Raw genomic sequence first — 17,987 nt, 5'->3', positions numbered from 1 at the left:
ATATTGACCTAGTTTTCGATGAGCCAGCTGACCTATTTTTAGATTAGCATAAACATTGTTATGGTAAATTTCATTTTATCTGATAAATACCAATATCCTTCATATTTATAAACATTTTCTTTTTCCGGTTCAATAAAATTTTTATGGGGGAAATAAATAAATTTACCGCTTTTTCTAACAACCAATATGCCGTACTCATCATTTTCAATAATCGTATTTAAAGATAAATACAGATTTTTTAGATAAGCACCATAAGGTCCGGCAACCGCGGAATGCTTTCCCGGATATCCTTTTTCGGCATAATTACTGATTAAATTAAAACAATTGATATATATAATATATATGATAATTACTGATATTATGGATATTGACAGCTTTATTTTCGTTGAATTCTTTTTCATGTTATTATTTGCTCCTACAAGATATTATCCGTATTCAACGGAAACGGGCTTTATTCATATTTCAATTCATAAAAATTCAATTCATTAGCATATGGCAAGGTTTTTGCCCAGTTTATAAAGTCTGTATTCCATTCGGTCAACTGATGATGACTCCTGCTGGCTGCCATATGTCTGATGCTTGCATAATTTAAAGTAACCGTTCTTTTCTGAAAAAATCCTTCCGGTAACATTTGCTTCATAATTCTTTTATTCCGTCGGATTCAAACATTTCCTTAATCATCGGATAAGCTGTTAATTTGTGCATGGTTGAGCTGCTGTTTGCAGTTGTCCCTATTTTATATGTATCGAATTCAGACCACCAATACCGGGGAGCCGTTATATCAACACTGACAAATATTTGTCTCATATATTTAGAATGTGTACTTCCGCCCTTAATCATTCTTTGCGCCAAGTTCAAATCATTTTTACCTATTTCATAAAAAGGTTTATCACAACTATCATGTATATAGCGGCTATCAGATAAATGCCAGCTATCCTTTGGATTCCTCAGTCCTCTTAACGCACCTTCAAAATTAAATACTTCTGTATTTTCAAACCTCATACCTGCATTCTCCTTATGAATATGTATCATCATTATATCAAATAACGTTTATAATTTCTATAAATTTATAAAATAGGTTTACACTTATAAAATGAAATTGTTCTTATAGAAATTAATAGAAGATTTATCATAGCATGAAATTTTATAACCATAAATTCTAATTTGAGTGATAAGTTTGAATATTTCAGAAGATATTAAATCTGATATAAGTGAAATTAAAAATGAATTAGAAAAATTAATTTGTAAAACAGGTATACATTTTGTTTTAAAAAGTTGACTTTATATTATGAGAAGCTAAATAAGAATATGCTTTTTAGTATAACAAAAGGAGGTAAAAAAAATGGCATGGACAAAAGTTCAGACAGTAGATGTTTATTATACTTACAATCAGCTTTGTGATATTCTTAATGAACATGCATATGGGTTTGTATTTAGTCAGTTGTCCGATATTTTTTTGGAAGACGCTAAAGAAGCAGCTAAAGATGCAATTATTGCAAAGGTAGGAAGCGCTGCATTTACTAAATTATTATCAAAAATAAGTTTGGTATTAACTGTTAGAGACATAGTAAGTTTCATTGATGGAGTTGTAGATTTTATTCAATTATACAATGCAGCATTGTATTTGGAAGCGGTTAATCTGCAGGGAGCAGTAAGATTTAGGACAATAATATATGAAGATGTAGGAGGTCCAAACGAGGGGTTATATTTCCCGGGCGAAACATCAGTAACTTATAATATTAACTACTAACAAAAAAACTGTCTATATAAAGATATATGCTTTTATAGACAGTTTTTTCATTACTTTCTTATAACTTCGTAATGTATTTTTATCCTATCAAGTTTCGAAAATATTATTTCATCATTATTATCAGTTTCAACAGTATATGTATACTCAATATGCCTATATTCTTTAGCATTTAGTTTATAACTTTCAGTAATAATATTCTTAGGAATTAAATTATAATAAGGATACCATTCCTCATCTTTTTCTTCTCTCAAGAAATGTAATTTTAAATTAATTGATTTGTTTCGCTTATTTTTAATACCTATTCTAAATACTATATTTTTTATATTAGCATTGTTTTTGTCGGGAGTAACTAAGTCTACACTCCCCTTTTCTAATTTCACAGGTTTAAAATAATCGTAGACAGCAAATATAGCTAACATTATTCCTATAATTATAATAAGTATTTTATTTCTATAAATCATCGTTAATACTCCTTTTCATTTATTTATCATGTCTTATGATTTTCAATTTTCATTTTGAACTAAAAAATTCAGAAATTCTTTTTTATATACGCGCCCTATTGGTACCTTTTCACCCGTGTGAAATAGTTCCACTTCTTTTGCCGATATTGATTTGATTTTCGATTTATTAATAATAAAACCCTTGTGACATCTTAAGTATAAACTCATATCAATAGTGTCCATAAGTTCTTTAAAAGTCATACGGATTCGTTCTGTTTTTTGGTTTATCATATAAATATTGATATAATTCGATTCTTTTTCAAAATACAAAATATCCTTATTCATAATTTTTATTTTCTTATTATTTTTATTTATTGTAATAAAGCTGTTTTCATTATTATACAACATATCCTTTTCAATTTTTTCAAAGGCTTTCATTAATGTTAAAGTTAGCTTTGTTTTTTCAATTGGTTTAATTAAATATTGAAACGCAAATTGTTCAAATGCTTTAGTAGTATATTCTGTAAATGATGTAACATATATTATTATGGCATTTGGGTCAATTTCAAGTATTTTACCTGCTATTTCTGTACCACTTATTTCAGGCATATTAATATCCATAAAAATTATGTCATATTTATGTTTAGAGTACAATTCAATTACTTCAGCACCTGATGCTGTTTTATGGCATATATAGGATATGTCATTATCCTTTAATATGCTATTTATATTCTCTTCCAAAACATATAAATGTTCTTCCATATCATCGCATAGCAAGAATCTGTATTCCAAATGTATCCCCCCTTGTAATAAAAATACATCAACACTCGAAATAACAATCTTTATATAGCTATCAAATAAAATACGTCTTAAAATATAAGACGTATTTTTGATATAAATAGTTCCATTAAAATAATACTTCTATACATGTTTTAATTTATAAATTAATTAACTTTTTATATTAAATTACTTATAATGTTGTTTATATAATTAACTGTGCTGTTTATAACCTACATATTGAATTATATTATTCAATTGGATAAAATTAATAAAATGCTACAAGTTTATTCAAAGGAAATGGAAGTATTATGATCAAAAATATCTTATTTCAATTAAACATTAATACTTATTGTCAAATGGCTATGCCTTTATATGCATTTAAGCCCGGTTAAATAATTCTATTATACTTGACAATATTCTAATCTTATATTTAGCAAATAAAAAGATGCATATAACGGCTTAATGCAGATGAAGCATGAAACCTTAGTATGTGTCTTTTTTATGCGCAAAATTTAATTATACCCCCTTGTAAAAATTTTTGGGACAGGTTTACAGATTACCTTTTCAACTTGTCCTTAATATTCAAGCGATTTTTACAAGGAGGTAATAAGATGGAATTATATTTGCTTTTTCGAGCCGCTCAATCGGGAGACGAAGAATCAATATTAAAGCTTTATGATAAGTTTTTGCCAAAAATAAAGAAGTGCGGCAGAAATTTGAATTATGAAACTGCGGAAACGGACATTGTAATACTATTCTTGGAGTTTATAAAAAACACTGATTTTAGTGCTTTAAATTCTAAATGTGACGGTGTAGTAGTAAATTATACTAACAAGTTTTTTATTAACGCATATTTAAATTTATTAAAAACCCACAAATCTAAAATTCAATACGTTTATTTAGATGATGAAAACACTTTTATAAATGATGTCCCTTACTATGATGAAATAGACGATTTAGAGAATGCTTACCTTTCATACTTAACCGAGCTCCAGAAAAAGATAATTATTTTAAAATATGTATACGGATATTCTGATAATGAAATAGCAAACAGCTTGCGAATTTCGAGACAAGCTGTTAACAGGGCAAAAAATAGGGGACTAAATGCTATTAAAGAGGCAATTGGTGATTTTGAAATTAAAACAGGAGGACGATACCATGGAAGATAAAATAATAGAAATTGCATCAACTCAAGGGTTTTGGGCTTTATTGTCAGTAATGATGATATTGTATATTATCAAAACTCAAGAAAAAAGAGATCTCAGGCAGGAAGAAAGAGAAAAAAGTTATCAAAATATCATTTCTTCACTTACCGACAAGCTTAAAGTGGTTGAAGCTATAAAAGATGATGTTACACAAATTAAAGGTCTATTGAGCAAATAGAAAATTTATTAGAAAGTTTTATAAAAAATCGTCTAATATCGTCTAATAAAGATATGCTCCTCTTATGGTAGACAGTGGAAAATAAAAACTGTTTATTGTAAGGAGGAGCATATTTAATTTTGTATTAAGTTTATCTTTAGAATGTTATTTTAAGTAATATTTTTGGAACAATTATCATTGACAATATCATACTTCATCCGTATAATACGCGTGAATTTAAGATAAATGCGTTTGATTAACCAAATGGTTAATCAAAATGACGGAATGGAGGATGGAATGAACCTGAAGGTTTTATACGGAACAATGAAAAAGGACCTGCTGATAAAGTACAGGGCGTATCCGGTACATTTCTTTGTGGGTAATACGCTGACCGGATTATATACGGTGCTTGGAGCATGGATGATGTGGAAGCTTTTGTTTGAAGGGAACATGTCGTCGGATTTCAGCAGGTTTACCGGGACAGGAGATTATATAAGCTATGTTGTGGTGGGAAGCCTGACGTACTTGTTCGTCGTGAGGACATGCCTCAACGTAAGCAGGAGTTTGATTACAGAATTAAGGGAAGGTACTCTTGAGAGTCTGATGCTTGCACCGTTCAGAAGAACAGAATATTTTCTTGGGAACATGCTTGTTCAGACTGTGACCACATCCATGGAAATAATAGTTTCTCTCATTATTGCAATACCATTTGGTATAGATTTAAGCCGTGCGAATATGGGAGCGTTCCTGATTGCTTTCATAGTATCGCTTTATGCCTTTTTTGGAGTGTCCATGGTACTTGGGAGCATAATGCTTTATACGAGGGATACTTATATATCTCAAAACACTCTGTTTGCATTTTTGTTTTTAGTGTGCGGAATTTCTTTTCCGGTTCAGTACTTGCCGGAATGGCTCAGGGCTATTGCAGAGTTTATACCCGTTACCGAAGCGGTTAATCTTATACGCAGCACACTTTTATCAGGCAGGGGTATAAGTGAACAGATGTCATCGGTGCAGCATATTTTACTGCTGGGAACCGTATATGTTGTTGTTGGATTTATGCAAATGAAAAGGTGCGAAGAAATTGCGCTTGAAAAAATAAACGGATAGGAGCAGGACATGATTATAGCGGAGCATTTGAAGAAAACATATATAATTAAGCAAGGAAAGGGATTATTCAGAGAAAAACAGGAGATACAGGCAGTCAGGGACATATCCCTGCAGATTGAAAAAGGAAAAATAGTAGGGCTTTTGGGAATAAACGGTGCCGGAAAAACAACCACCATAAAAATGCTGACCACATTGCTGTCACCAACAGAGGGGAGCTATTTTCTGGATGATATAGATGCAGTGAAATATCCTGTTGAAATAAAAAAGAGGATTAATATGATTGCCGGCGGAGAGAGAATGATATACTGGCGTCTGACGGCTTATGAAAATCTGTGGTATTACGGACAAATATACAATGTCTCAAACAATGTACTTAAGGAAAGAATTGATAATCTGCTTAAGCTGGTGGGGCTTGAGAATAAAAAGGACGTGCCTGTCGAAACATTTTCTAAGGGTATGAAGCAAAGATTACAGATAGCACGGGGACTAATAAACGACCCGCAATATTTATTTCTTGACGAGCCTACAATAGGGCTGGATGCGGTTGTGTCAAAGGAGCTGAGAAGCCACATCAAGCACCTTGCAAAGGAGCAAAGCAAGGGCATTCTTATAACCTCTCATTATATGGGTGAAATAGAGGAGCTGTGCGACTATATTTATATAATGAGTGACGGTTTTTTGATAAAGCAGGGTACTGTCAAAGAGCTTACGTCAGAAACCTTTAACAGAAAAAATTATGTATTAAGATTGGATAAGCATTGCAAGGAAATTACAGAACGTATTTGTGGCAGGTTGAAATCCGTTGATGCAACTGTTGAGGTAAAGGATGAAAATGATGCAATATACATCAACAGCAGAGAAAATATATCCATGGAATTATCAAGGGCGTGTACGGAAGCAGGTTTGTATATAAGGGAAATGTATGAAAAGGAACCGCAGCTTGAGGATGCAATAATTCGTCTTTCGAAGGAGGCGCATCATGAGGTCGTTTGTTAAGGCACTTGCTGCTGAAATGAGGAAGCAGCATAAAAATTATTTTCACAGCAGGATGATCTATGTATCATTGTTCGTATGGCCCTTTTTAAATTTCATAACAACGTATTACAGCTTCAAGGTTTTTGATATTGAAAAAAGCAAAATAGCTTACATTACAGCAGAAAATATGGTAGTATATTTATTGTTGGGGTATATGTGCATGAGCTTTTTCAGGTCACTGGTTCAATCCGCATGGAACTTCTCTTTCGAACGAATCAGCGGAACGCTTGAGCTTATTTATCTTTCACCGGTCAACAGAGCGGCTGTGCTTTTAGGAAATGCCATATCATCACTGTTTGAAAGCGTATTTGTAATGCTGATTTTTTCGCTTCTTGTGCTGATAATGAAGGTCGAGGTTTTGTTTGTAAAAATTTTGCCCTGTGTTACCGTGTTTCTCATTGTTACGGCAATGGCTGTGGCGTGGGGGATGTTTCTTAACTCTCTCTTTCTGTTTTCAAGGGACTCTGATTTTTTGTTTACCATATTGGAGGAGCCCATGGAAATATTTTCGGGCGTAAAGGTTCCAACCGTATTGTTTCCCTTATGGGCAAAAGCAATCAGCGTAATTTTTCCTTTGACCTATGCTATTGAAGCTGTAAGGAGAGTGGTGCTCACAGGAAGCTCGCTTTATGAAATCAAAGAGTTTGCAGGAATCGGAATTGCAATTACTGTAATATTGTTTGCTTTAATTTCGGTAATAATAAAGATAGTGGAAAAGCATATGCGCATAACGGGAAATATAACTCTTTTTTAGGAGAGCAGCATGAATGTAGGTTTTTTGTGTGAAAATGAATTAAGTGCGGAATTTGCCTTTTCTCCGTTATTTGAAATGCTTGCTTCAATGCATGTTATTTCTGTGCCTGAGCACCATCTGGACAGAAGGAAATGGATCGAGGAAATATCGTATAAAATTTCCAAGGAGCTTCTACATAATATAAGAAAATACGGACGTATTACGGGAGATTGGCTTATACCTATGGATTTTTCCGACTTTAGTCCGTATAAGGACCTTTGCATCCCGGATGCGCTGGCAGAAATTGAAAAACTTAGCTTACATCAATGGAATGAGGTATATGAATTATATGATAAGAGTATCAGCTGGGAAGAAAAAAACAATATTATTGAAATCATGAAAATTTATTACGAGACATTTTTTTATAATGAGATTAATTTTCTACAGCCCTTTCTCATCCATACAATAAAGAGAAAAATAAACATGTTTATGGAAGTTGGATTGCTTAACGGTATGGATAAAATACATGAGCGACTGGAAATAAGCGAAGATAAAATAATTTTTCATAAGAACAGAGAGTATAGCTTTGATTTAAATAAACTGAGCAAAGTGGTTATAACAGCGAGTACATTTATGAGCCCGCATCTTCTGATGCATGAGGATAAAGGAATATTGTATCTGACCATGCTTGTTTCATTGGAAGAAAGGAATGAAGCAGTTCCCGACGATTTGATAGATTTATTGAAAGCTCTGGGCGATGGAACGCGTCTCAGAATCCTCCGTGAGATGAGGACTGAAGCCGCATCAACACAGAGCTTAGCATTAAGCTTGAATTTGACTGAAGCGGGAATATCAAAGCACTTAAAGGTTCTTTGCAATGCTAAGCTGATTGAAAAGAAAAGACAAGGAAATTTTATGATGTACAGTATCAATAAAGATGCCATTGATTACATTCCATATAAATTGTATGAATTTATCATGCGGTGACGTTGGGGTAGGTCGAATACCATTTAGCTTGAGTTTTAAACATAACAGAATATTTTCCGCCGCTGTTTAAAAGCTGTTCATGTGTTCCTACCTCAACTATTTTACCGCTGTCAAGAACAACTATCCGGTCGGCAATTTGAGTTGCCCCCAATCTGTGTGTTACAATTATCGCTATTTTATCCTCTGCTATGTCTCTGAATTTTTTATAAATTAAGGATTCTTCTATAGGATCTATTGCCGAGGTCGGTTCATCAAGTATTATAAACTTAGAATCTTTGTAAATTCCTCGTGCCAATGCAATTCGCTGCCATTCTCCTCCTGATAAATCTAATCCTCCGAAATCTCTTGAAAGCATAGTATTTAATCCGCTTGTTATTTTTTCACTATCTAAGTTGAAATCCGCAGAATATAATGCTTTCTTAACCTTTTCCTTATCAATGGTATTATTGGGATCGGAAAGGTAAACATTATACTTAAGCAGCATTTTATATTTGCCAAATTTTTGTACAACACCTGACACATACTTGAATCTGCTTTTTTTAGAATATGCTGATATTGTAGTATCATTTATCAGAACGTCACCCATAGTCGGCAGTAAAATACCTGATATAATTTTTACCAAGGTTGTTTTTCCCGCGCCGTTCTCACCTACGATGGCAATTGTTTCGCCCTCTTTTATATGCAGGGATATATTTTCTAAAGCATATATATTACTGTTAGGATATTTAAACGAAACATTTGAAATATTAATGCCTTTAGAATAATCAATATCTTCATCAATTCCGTCTTCTTCCGGAAGATCAAGAAAATATACTAAGCTTCTGAGAGAACCATAATTTCCAAGCATATCTCCCAAATAATTGCTTACAGCATCATCCATAAAGGCAATCATAATGTTTACAGATGAAAAAACAGCAGCAAAAGCTCCAATTGTAATGTACCCGTTTATCAAAGAGGAAACGAAAAGCACTATAACTCCAAAATATCCTAACAATGTTAATGATCTAAGACCTATTTCTATCATTTGAACTTTTTTTACAGAGCTCCAACGTTTTGAACAGAATAACATCAGCTCGTTTTCGTATTTGTCTCGGATAAATGAATAAATACCTAACAATCTTGTTTCTTTAATGTATTCTTTTTTATACATTTCATTTTCATAATAATTGACTTTGCGTTCAATTGGTGCAGATTCATCTACTAACTTTGTATATACCTTTTCTTTAACTATTTGCGAAATAAGCAGTGGAACAAACATCAGGAAAATACTCCATACAAGAACAGGGCGCAGACTGTAAAAATAAATACCCATAATAACAAAATACGGACCATAAAAAGTAAGTAATGTGGAAACTGAATGATATAATTCAATTCCATTATCAGCACCTTCTTTGGCCTTTTGAATACAATCAAGAGTTTCGGCATCTTCAAAATCAAGAGCGTGAAGCTTACTGACTTTTTCATGTATCTTTTCTCTGAATGCTCCTTTAATTCTTAACGCGGTTGGTCCGGCCAAAAAATTACATATTGCATTCATTAATTCATTAAAAATAAGTACTGCAACTGTGATAAAAATAGTCATTAACAGACTGACAACATTTGTACCGTTCTGTATCGCATGATTAATTGTATCAAACATATTCTGCAAGGCATGTACTATAAGTACAAAACTTGAAGAAGACAGTATCATTCCTATGCTATCGGCTATTATCCATAGAGGTGCAGCTTTAAAGGAAGCAGCAAGAATACGGCTTGCAACCTTAAAGTATGAAATTTTTTCCTGATTCATTGATACCAGCTCCTTTGTTGTTCAAACATTTGATAGTAATGTCCTTTTAAATTCATAAGTGATTCAAAATCTCCTTTTTCAACCAATGTTCCTTCATTGAAAACAAGAATTTCATCTGCTATTTTTGTTGATGCTAATCTATGACTGATTAAAATAGTCATTATATCGTGACTGATTTTACTAAACAATTCATAAATTTTATTTTCGTTTACCGGGTCTAATGAGGCTGTGGGTTCATCCAAAATCCTGACGGGTGCTTTGGATACTATTGCTCTTGCCAGGGCAACCCTCTGCCATTCTCCGCCTGACAAATCTATACCGTCTTTATGAATTTTACCTAAATTAGTATTGAGACCGTTTGGCAGGCTTTCAACAAGCCTTTCCAATTCAATCTGGCTTATAGCCTTATTTATAGCTTCGTCGTTACAAGAGGTATTCATCATTTCTATGTTTCCTATTGCAATATTCTCTCTGAATGTAAATTCATGCTTTGAAAAATCCTGATAGACAGCAGAGAAGAAGCCCTTGATTTCACTGAAGCTATATTCCATTAATTCTTTTCCGTTTATGAGGATTTCACCGTCATAATTCGTATACAGTCCTGTGAGCAATTTGATTATTGTTGTCTTTCCAACACCATTCGGACCGACCAAGGCATATTGCTTTCCACCCTCCAATAAAAAAGATACATTTTTAAGTATCGGGGTATCTGTTCCCGGATAGCTAAAGCTTACATTTTTAAACTCAACACCTGTAATTTTACTATTTAATATAGGAGGTTCCAAGGCATACAGTCTTTCTTCATAGCTCATAAAATTTTGAATGTCTTTTATGTACTCCATACCGCTCGTAATTGTATCAATCTGATAGCTTAAACCCCAGGATAAATTTCCAGTCAGTGAAAGAATGGCATTTACAAGAGAAATAAACATACCCATGCTTATGGAGCCTGTAATTAAAGGCTCTAACAACACGACTATTATAATCAGTGCAGCTATTGATGTGAATACACCGCCGAGTTTAGTTTTAATAAACCATTTAAACCTTGTAATGGTTTTAATGCGAAATGTCTCGTTATAAACTCTGCGGTATTCTGTGTTAATCTTCTCGCTGAAACCAAAAATACTCCTTTCGTCAACATTTTCTCTGTCTGAAAGAATTTCACTGTAGTATTCGCATTTTCGTTCAAGCTCTGAAGAATCAATTTTAGCTTTATAATTGGCTTTACCGCTTTTTATTGAAAAATAAAAAAGCGGAACGCAACTTATAATAATTATTATTGCTGCCCACCACGCTTGTACAAAAATTATAGAAATTATACCCATTATGGATATAAAGGTTGCCAGTACTTGATTCATGGCAATATAATTATCTACAACAGTATTTTCGGGTTTATCTAATACCCTTGATATTAAATTCCATGATTCTGTATTCTCCAAATAGTGGTATTCTAATTTAGAGCATTTTTCAAGCAATAAGCTTTTATAACTTTTCCTGATATTAATTTTTGCTTTTTCAGATATCAATTTCTGGAATGCAGGCAGCATAAGTTCATATCCATACAATAGAATGATTGCCGCCACATCAAAATAAATTTTAGAATTTATGACGCCTATACTTGCACTTTGCAAAGCTAAATTTATAAAATCTGTAACAAATATTATTGTAACAATAGGACAAAAACCACTTAATATAAAAATTATAGTTATTAGAACTGCTTGTTTAGGGGAATATTTATTTACAATATGAATATGTTCTGAAAAATTTTTCATTTTAGTTTATATATGATTTCAACAATCATAATTTCCTTTCATTATATACTTTTATGATATATTCCCGTAATGTTTTATATTCTTGATTTTTTGGGCATATGGTACCTGAGTTACATAATTTTTCATTATGCCAAATTTTTCAAGTTTTGTTGTTTAATTATATCATTTACTGTAATATAAGCAAAGTATTTATATTTTATATCCTCATGTTTAACTGTGTCTAAAATTAATGGATGTTAATAATTCTATTATTTAAATATTTTTCCAATTATGATATACTCTATTTTGTAGAATTTGCATCTACAGTACACTTGAATATATAAAAAATAGGAGAGGTTATATGCTTAAGTTATCAAATGAATGTTTTAATAAAGTCAGTTATTTATTGAAAAATGAAGCGAGAGATTTAGAGAAATATTTATATGAATATCATTTTCAAGGAGGAAGCAGTAAAAATATAATAAAGGAATTAAAAAAATATCAAAACGATGATGGAGGATTTGGAAAAGCGTTAGAATCAGATTTTAGGCAGCCTGATTCATCGCCTATGGCTACTTCAATAGGGATAAGGATTCTATCTGAAATAGAAGAAACAGAGGATACAAAAAATATTATAAAGTCGGCTTGCAAATATTTTGAGCTTACATTTAATGAAAAAAGAAGTGGATGGTATGCCTTAAATAAAGAAGTCAATAAATATCCTCATGCACCATGGTGGCATTATGATGTAGAAAAAGGAATGACTGTAATAGATAAAAACTGGGGAAATCCTTCTGCTGAAATATTAGCATACTTATATAAATACAGAAATTATACTAACTTATTAGATATTAATTATTTAATCGAATATGCAATTAAATATATTGAGGATAAAAAAGTGTTTGAATCAGATAATGAACTGTTTTGTTATATAAAATTATTTGAAATACTGCCGGAAGATATTAAAAGCCAATTAAAAAACAGAATTTCGTGCGGTATATCTCAAGTTATTGAATACAATCGAGAAAATTGGAAAGATTATGTTCCGCTTCCGTTAGATTTTGTTTCAAGTCCCGAAAAAGAAAAGTTCGGAGTCATTAACAGTAAGATAAATGAAAACCTTGACTATTATGTAGAGCTGATAGAAGGAAATGAAGGCAGCCTGATAAATCCTCCTTGGGGAGACAGCTATTATCAGGGGAGTTTAAAGCCTGCTTATAATGAATGGAAGGGAGTTTTAACTTTAAAAATATTAAAAAGATTAGACAATTATAATAGGATAGAAAGATAGAACAGCAGTAATTATCTTTTTTTAAACATAGTTGACAATACGGGAAAGAATACATTATAATTTCATAATAAAGTACATAAGAGCGCATACTATGAAACGGAGGAATAATCGGATATATGGATAAATTAGATAGATTTTCGATAAACAATATAAGAAAAGAGTATTTAAACTTTTTTAAGAGCAAGGAGCATTTAACGGAACAAAGCTTTTCTTTGATTCCTAAAAATGATAAGAGCTTGTTGCTAATTGGTGCAGGTATGGCACCTTTAAAGAAATATTTTACGGGAGCTGAAGCACCTCCGGCAAAAAGAATGGCAACATGTCAAAAATGTGTAAGAACAGGAGATATAGACAATGTTGGTTTAACAGCGAGACATTTAACTTTTTTTGAAATGCTCGGAAATTTTTCCTTTGGAGACTATTTCAAAAAAGAAGCAATAGAATGGGCGTGGGAGCTCTTGACCGATGTTCTTAAAATAGATGCAAACAGACTTTGGGTTACTGTTTATTTGGATGATGATGAAGCTGCTGATTTGTGGCATAATAATGTGGGAATACCAAGAGAAAAAATAGTCAGATTAGGCAAGGAAGATAATTTCTGGGAATTAGAGGTAGGACCTTCAGGACCTTGCTCAGAAATATATTACGATACAGGTGATGACAGGGGATGCGGTTCACCTGATTGTAAACCGGGTTGTGATTGCAACAGATATATAGAAATTTGGAACTTGGTTTTCACACAATTTGATAAGGATGAAAATGGAGTTTATCATCCGCTGCCAAATCCAAATATTGATACAGGAATGGGATTAGAAAGAGTTGCTACTGTCTTACAGGATAAACCGACTGTTTTTGACGTGGAACCATTAATTTTCATAGTAAAAAAGGTTGAAGAAATTTCAGGTATAACTTATGGCAGCGGTAAGAAAAGTGATGTATCCATGAAAATAATCTGCGATCATTCAAGAGCAGCAACGTTTATGATCGGTGACGGTGTTATTCCTTCTAATGAAGGCAGAGGATACGTTTTGAGACGTCTAATCCGTAGAGCAATAAGACAAGGAAAATCTTTAGGCATACATAATGAATTTTTAACTAAGACGGTTAAGGTTGTAATAGACGAGTGGAAGGAAGCTTATCCTGAATTAGCTGAGAAGGAAAGCTACATTTTAAAGGTTGTGAGCTTAGAGGAAGAAAGATTCAAAATAACTATTGACCAGGGTCTTGAGCTTTTAATGAAAAAAATTCAAGTGTTAAAGGATTCTGATGAAAAGGTTCTTGATGGTGAGGATGCATTTAGGCTTTATGACACTTATGGATTTCCAACAGAATTAACAGAAGAAATTCTAAGCGAAAATGGATTTATACTTGATAAAAACGCTTTTGTCACTATTATGGAAGAACACAGGAAAATGGCAAGAGAAGCAAGGTTAAAGACAGGAAGCTCAGGTTGGAAGGATGAAAATTTCAACATAGATGTACCTAAGACATTGTTTACGGGATATGAAAGCTTGACTGAAACTGATGCAGATGTATTAGCTTTAATAGTTGATTCAGAACAAGTTAATACTATTAACGAAGGTCAATCCGGTATTATGGTTTTAAATAAAACTCCTTTCTATGCTGAAAGTGGAGGACAGTTAGGAGATTCAGGAAAAATTTCTACACACGAAGCTGAAGCTGCGGTTGTTGATACGAAGAAATTCAATAAAATTATTCATCTTCATGAAGTAACTCTTGAAAAAGGAAGTATTTCTGTTGGAGACAAAGTAACTGCGACAGTCAATGCCGACCAAAGGAAAAATACTGCTAAAAACCATACATGCACCCATTTGCTTCACAAGGTTCTTAAGGAAATGCTCGGGGATCATGTAAATCAGGCAGGTTCTTTGGTAGCACATGACAGGTTCAGATTCGACTATACTCATTTTGAAGCAGTTACACCTGAAATATTAAAAGAAATTGAGAGAAGAGTTAACGAAGCTATTCTTTCTGACTACACTGTTTATACTGACATATTGAGTATTGACGAAGCTATCAAATCAGGCGCTACAGCATTGTTTGATGAAAAATACGACGATGTTGTAAGAGTTATAAGTGTAGGTAATTTCAGCAAGGAGCTTTGCGGAGGTACTCATATTGATGAAACTGCTAAGATAGGTATGTTTAAAATAATATCAGAGGGAAGTATTGCTTCAGGAGTCAGAAGAATTGAAGCGATTACAGGAAGAGCTGCAATTAATTATTTAAATCAGCTTTCTGATGTTGCGGAAGAATTGTCATTTGCTTTGAAGTCATCTATTGATGAATGCGTAGGAAAAGCACATGCAATCAAAAAAGAATTAAAAGAAAAGGATAAAGAAATACAGAAACTAAACAACGAATTGCTTAAGCAAAGCATAGGGAATATACTTAATGATTTTGAAGTAATTAACGGAGTGAAATTATTTGCTATAAGCTTAAAAGACAAGGATGCTAATTCATTAAGAGAAATTGCGGATAAAATTAAGGATAAAAATGAAAGCTGCGCTGTTTTGTTAGCTTCTGACCTTGGGGATAAGGTGTTGTTTGTTTCTTCTGTAACAAAGGATTTAGTTCAAAAAGGATTTCATGCAGGAAATATGGTAAAGGAAGCAGCTTCAATTACCGGCGGCGGCGGTGGAGGAAGACCGGACTTCGCTCAGGCAGGCGGTAAGAATCCTGAAAAAATAAATGATGCAATTGAGGCAGTAAGACAATTGATAGGCAATAGATAAGCAGTTGATTAGCAATTGAATTAACAATTGCTAATCCATAGCGAGTCAATCCCTAATCGACTGTAATGTTAATGTGTGCTAAAATTGTCATTGATTTTATATAATTGATATAGTACAATAGACATATAGTGCAAGAGGTGGTTTTTATGGATAGTAATGTAAATAATACTGCAAAGTTCGATTACAAATTAGAATCATTAAATGAAGCAAGGGAAATTATATCTCAGGTTTATGAGTCATTGAAAGAAAAAGGATACAATCCTAATAACCAGCTCATAGGATATATATTATCCGGAGATCCGACTTATATTACGAATCATAACAATGCAAGAAGTTTAATAAGGAAAATAGAGAGAGACGAACTGTTAGAAGAATTATTAAGTGTTTATTTAGACGTAATAGACCTTTAAGCAGACGACCCGAATTTTAAGCAGATGACCCAAATTTAATTTGGTGTCAGTCGCTTATGCTGTATGCGAAATTTGGTGTCGGTCGCTTATACTGTAAGCAACAAAGCAGTATATGTGTATATACTGCTTTGTTGCTTAGCCAAAATAACGAGTGAAAAATGAAATATATAAATTTTTTTGAAAAAAAACGAATATCAAAATTATGCTACGGAACTTTATCGTTAAGTGATTTACAAAATCGCGATTCACTGAATAATAAAGTAAAATTATTGAATTACGCTTATGAAAAAGGAATAAACTTTTTTGATACAGCAGAGCTATATGACAACTATAATATATTAAAAGAATTCATAAAAGACAAAGACAGGGAAACACTAACAATAGCTACAAAAAGTTATGCATACGACAAGGATACCGCAGAATATAGTGTCACTAAAGCTTTGAAGGAATTAAACACAGATTATTTAGATGTATTTATGCTGCACGAGCAAGAAAACGGCAACAACTTTTTAGGCCATTATGAAGCAGTTGAACGCTTTATGGAGTATAAAGAGCAAGGCGTTATAAAACATTTCGGAATATCGACACACCGTGTGGCAGCAGTGAGAGATTCGATTAAATTTAAGGAAATAGAGTTTGTATTTCCGCTTATTAACAAAAATGGTATCGGCATTCAGGATGGTACTGTAAATGATATGCTTGAGGCTATTAAGAAAGCAAAAGAACAAAACAAATTTATTATGGCTATGAAAATTTATGGAGGAGGACATCTTACAACAGATGCACAGGAATCCTTCAGCTTTATTAACGGGGTTGCCGGAATAGATGCCATAGCAGTAGGTATGAGCACAATTGAAGAAATTGATGCAAACATATGTTATTTAGAAAGCAATGAGTTAAATATTAATATAAAAAATAAAATCAGAAATCAAAAACGCACTCTAATAGTAGAAGAGTGGTGTATTGGTTGCGGAAAATGTGCAGATAAGTGCAGGCAAAATGCATTGACAATTGTTGACGGCAAATGTGTCGTGGATATGAACAAATGCGTTCTATGCAGTTATTGCGCAGGTGAATGTACGGATTTTTTTATCAAAATTGTATGAGGTATTTATGGACAGATTGATGGGTCTTGATGTAGGAGACAGAACGATTGGAGTTGCAGTCAGTGATTTGCTGATGATTACCGCACAAGGGGTAACTACAATTAAAAGAACAAATATTAAGAACGATATTAACGAGCTTAAGAAAATAATTGACGAATATAAGGTTACTAAAATTGTTGCGGGACTTCCTAAAATGCTTGACGGGACGGTTGGCATTCAGGGAGAAAAAGTCCTCAGCTTTTTAGAAAAGCTCAAAAAACACGTTGATTTACCTATTGAGCTTGAAGATGAACGTTTCACCACATCAATATCCGAAAGAATGTTGATAGATGCCGATGTAAAAAGGAAAAAAAGAAAAGAAGTAATAGACAAATTGGCCGCAGTTCATATTTTATCAGGGTATATGCAAAGAATTAAATAAGGAGCAGATCATGGAAGACAACATAATAGAATTAATTAATGATGAAGGAAAAGTTGAAAAGCTTGTTATAGAGGCAACTTTTCATTTAGATGACACCATGTATGCGGTTCTTCACGAAATAAATTCTGATGAAGGTATGATATATTATGTGGAAGAATCCGAGGACGGTAACGGAATATTGATTAAAGTTGAAGATGAAGAAGAAATCAGAGAAGTAATGGAAGTTTACGAAGGAATTGCGGATGATTTAATTTAAGTCATTTGGG

20 protein-coding genes are annotated in these 17,987 nt (G+C 32.9%); 13 read left to right on the top strand and 7 right to left on the bottom strand.

From position 1 onward, the window contains the following. Positions 1-38 precede the first annotated feature (38 nt). The 3 genes from RT412_RS15515 to RT412_RS15505 are packed head-to-tail and all read right to left on the bottom strand — an operon-like array spanning position 39 to position 1,002. Complete coding sequence (locus RT412_RS15515; RefSeq protein ID WP_313413320.1) at positions 39-401, bottom strand: hypothetical protein; 363 nt, start codon at positions 399-401, stop codon at positions 39-41. Between the two features lie 50 nt (positions 402-451). Continuing rightward, on the bottom strand, positions 452-640 hold the full coding sequence (locus RT412_RS15510; RefSeq protein ID WP_313340760.1) for a hypothetical protein: 189 nt from the start codon (positions 638-640) through the stop codon (positions 452-454). After that, positions 637-1,002, bottom strand: coding sequence for a hypothetical protein (locus tag RT412_RS15505; protein WP_313340758.1), 366 nt, complete (start codon positions 1,000-1,002; stop codon positions 637-639). The genes RT412_RS15510 and RT412_RS15505 overlap by 4 nt, the downstream gene beginning before the upstream one ends. Before the next feature lie 340 nt (positions 1,003-1,342). On the opposite strand from RT412_RS15505, the gene RT412_RS15500 reads away from it, so the two are divergent. Next, complete coding sequence (locus RT412_RS15500) at positions 1,343-1,750, top strand: hypothetical protein (protein WP_313340756.1); 408 nt, start codon at positions 1,343-1,345, stop codon at positions 1,748-1,750. 50 nt (positions 1,751-1,800) lie between these two features. On the opposite strand, the gene RT412_RS15495 is transcribed toward RT412_RS15500, so the two are convergent. Then, positions 1,801-2,211: a hypothetical protein gene (locus RT412_RS15495; protein ID WP_313340754.1), complete on the bottom strand. Its 411-nt coding sequence runs from the start codon at positions 2,209-2,211 to the stop codon at positions 1,801-1,803. A gap of 42 nt (positions 2,212-2,253) precedes the next feature. Next, positions 2,254-2,982, bottom strand: coding sequence for a LytTR family DNA-binding domain-containing protein (locus RT412_RS15490; RefSeq protein ID WP_313340752.1), 729 nt, complete (start codon positions 2,980-2,982; stop codon positions 2,254-2,256). Positions 2,983-3,581: 599 nt separating this feature from the next. Between RT412_RS15490 and RT412_RS15485 the strand changes: the two genes are divergently transcribed. The 6 genes from RT412_RS15485 (at position 3,582) to RT412_RS15460 (ending at position 8,197) form a co-directional block, all read left to right on the top strand. Then, complete coding sequence (locus tag RT412_RS15485; RefSeq protein WP_313340751.1) at positions 3,582-4,139, top strand: sigma-70 family RNA polymerase sigma factor; 558 nt, start codon at positions 3,582-3,584, stop codon at positions 4,137-4,139. Next, complete coding sequence (locus tag RT412_RS15480) at positions 4,129-4,353, top strand: BhlA/UviB family holin-like peptide (protein WP_313340749.1); 225 nt, start codon at positions 4,129-4,131, stop codon at positions 4,351-4,353. The genes RT412_RS15485 and RT412_RS15480 overlap by 11 nt, the downstream gene beginning before the upstream one ends. 276 nt (positions 4,354-4,629) lie before the next feature. Beyond that, entirely contained in the window at positions 4,630-5,442 is an 813-nt protein-coding gene (locus tag RT412_RS15475; protein ID WP_313413318.1) for an ABC transporter permease, read from the top strand. Between the two features lie 9 nt (positions 5,443-5,451). Continuing rightward, positions 5,452-6,438, top strand: coding sequence for an ABC transporter ATP-binding protein (locus tag RT412_RS15470; protein WP_313340746.1), 987 nt, complete (start codon positions 5,452-5,454; stop codon positions 6,436-6,438). Next, entirely contained in the window at positions 6,422-7,231 is an 810-nt protein-coding gene (locus RT412_RS15465) for an ABC transporter permease (RefSeq protein ID WP_313340744.1), read from the top strand. The genes RT412_RS15470 and RT412_RS15465 overlap by 17 nt, the downstream gene beginning before the upstream one ends. A gap of 9 nt (positions 7,232-7,240) precedes the next feature. Beyond that, positions 7,241-8,197 carry a metalloregulator ArsR/SmtB family transcription factor gene (locus RT412_RS15460; protein ID WP_313340742.1) on the top strand — a complete coding sequence of 319 codons (957 nt, stop codon included), beginning with the start codon at positions 7,241-7,243 and terminating at the stop codon, positions 8,195-8,197. Here the strand turns inward: RT412_RS15460 and RT412_RS15455 are convergent. Then, a complete protein-coding gene (locus RT412_RS15455; RefSeq protein ID WP_313340740.1) occupies positions 8,187-9,986 on the bottom strand; it encodes an ABC transporter ATP-binding protein in 1,800 nt (599 codons plus the stop codon). The genes RT412_RS15460 and RT412_RS15455 overlap by 11 nt on opposite strands. After that, positions 9,983-11,758 carry an ABC transporter ATP-binding protein gene (locus RT412_RS15450; protein WP_313340738.1) on the bottom strand — a complete coding sequence of 592 codons (1,776 nt, stop codon included), beginning with the start codon at positions 11,756-11,758 and terminating at the stop codon, positions 9,983-9,985. The genes RT412_RS15455 and RT412_RS15450 overlap by 4 nt, the downstream gene beginning before the upstream one ends. A 340-nt stretch (positions 11,759-12,098) precedes the next feature. Between RT412_RS15450 and RT412_RS15445 the strand changes: the two genes are divergently transcribed. The 6 genes from RT412_RS15445 to RT412_RS15420 all read left to right on the top strand — a co-directional run bounded on the left by RT412_RS15445 (position 12,099) and on the right by RT412_RS15420 (position 17,977). Further along, positions 12,099-13,028 (top strand): hypothetical protein, encoded by a 930-nt coding sequence (locus RT412_RS15445; protein WP_313340736.1) that lies wholly within the window; start codon positions 12,099-12,101, stop codon positions 13,026-13,028. A gap of 116 nt (positions 13,029-13,144) precedes the next feature. Beyond that, positions 13,145-15,784 (top strand): alanine--tRNA ligase, encoded by a 2,640-nt coding sequence (alaS, locus tag RT412_RS15440; protein WP_313340734.1) that lies wholly within the window; start codon positions 13,145-13,147, stop codon positions 15,782-15,784. Between the two features lie 146 nt (positions 15,785-15,930). Further along, positions 15,931-16,194 carry an IreB family regulatory phosphoprotein gene (locus tag RT412_RS15435; protein ID WP_179239680.1) on the top strand — a complete coding sequence of 88 codons (264 nt, stop codon included), beginning with the start codon at positions 15,931-15,933 and terminating at the stop codon, positions 16,192-16,194. 158 nt (positions 16,195-16,352) lie between these two features. Further along, positions 16,353-17,300, top strand: a complete 948-nt coding sequence (locus RT412_RS15430) for an aldo/keto reductase (RefSeq protein ID WP_313340732.1) — start codon at positions 16,353-16,355, stop codon at positions 17,298-17,300. A gap of 7 nt (positions 17,301-17,307) precedes the next feature. After that, positions 17,308-17,721, top strand: coding sequence for a Holliday junction resolvase RuvX (gene ruvX / locus RT412_RS15425; protein WP_313340731.1), 414 nt, complete (start codon positions 17,308-17,310; stop codon positions 17,719-17,721). Positions 17,722-17,731: 10 nt separating this feature from the next. Continuing rightward, positions 17,732-17,977 (top strand): DUF1292 domain-containing protein, encoded by a 246-nt coding sequence (locus RT412_RS15420; RefSeq protein ID WP_313340729.1) that lies wholly within the window; start codon positions 17,732-17,734, stop codon positions 17,975-17,977. Positions 17,978-17,987 lie beyond the last annotated feature (10 nt).

Source organism: Sedimentibacter sp., assembly GCF_032080165.1.
Taxonomy (GTDB): Bacteria; Bacillota; Clostridia; order Tissierellales; family Sedimentibacteraceae; genus Sedimentibacter.
Note: the sequence above shows the minus strand (reverse complement) of the source record. Positions and strands in the feature narration are given on the sequence as shown.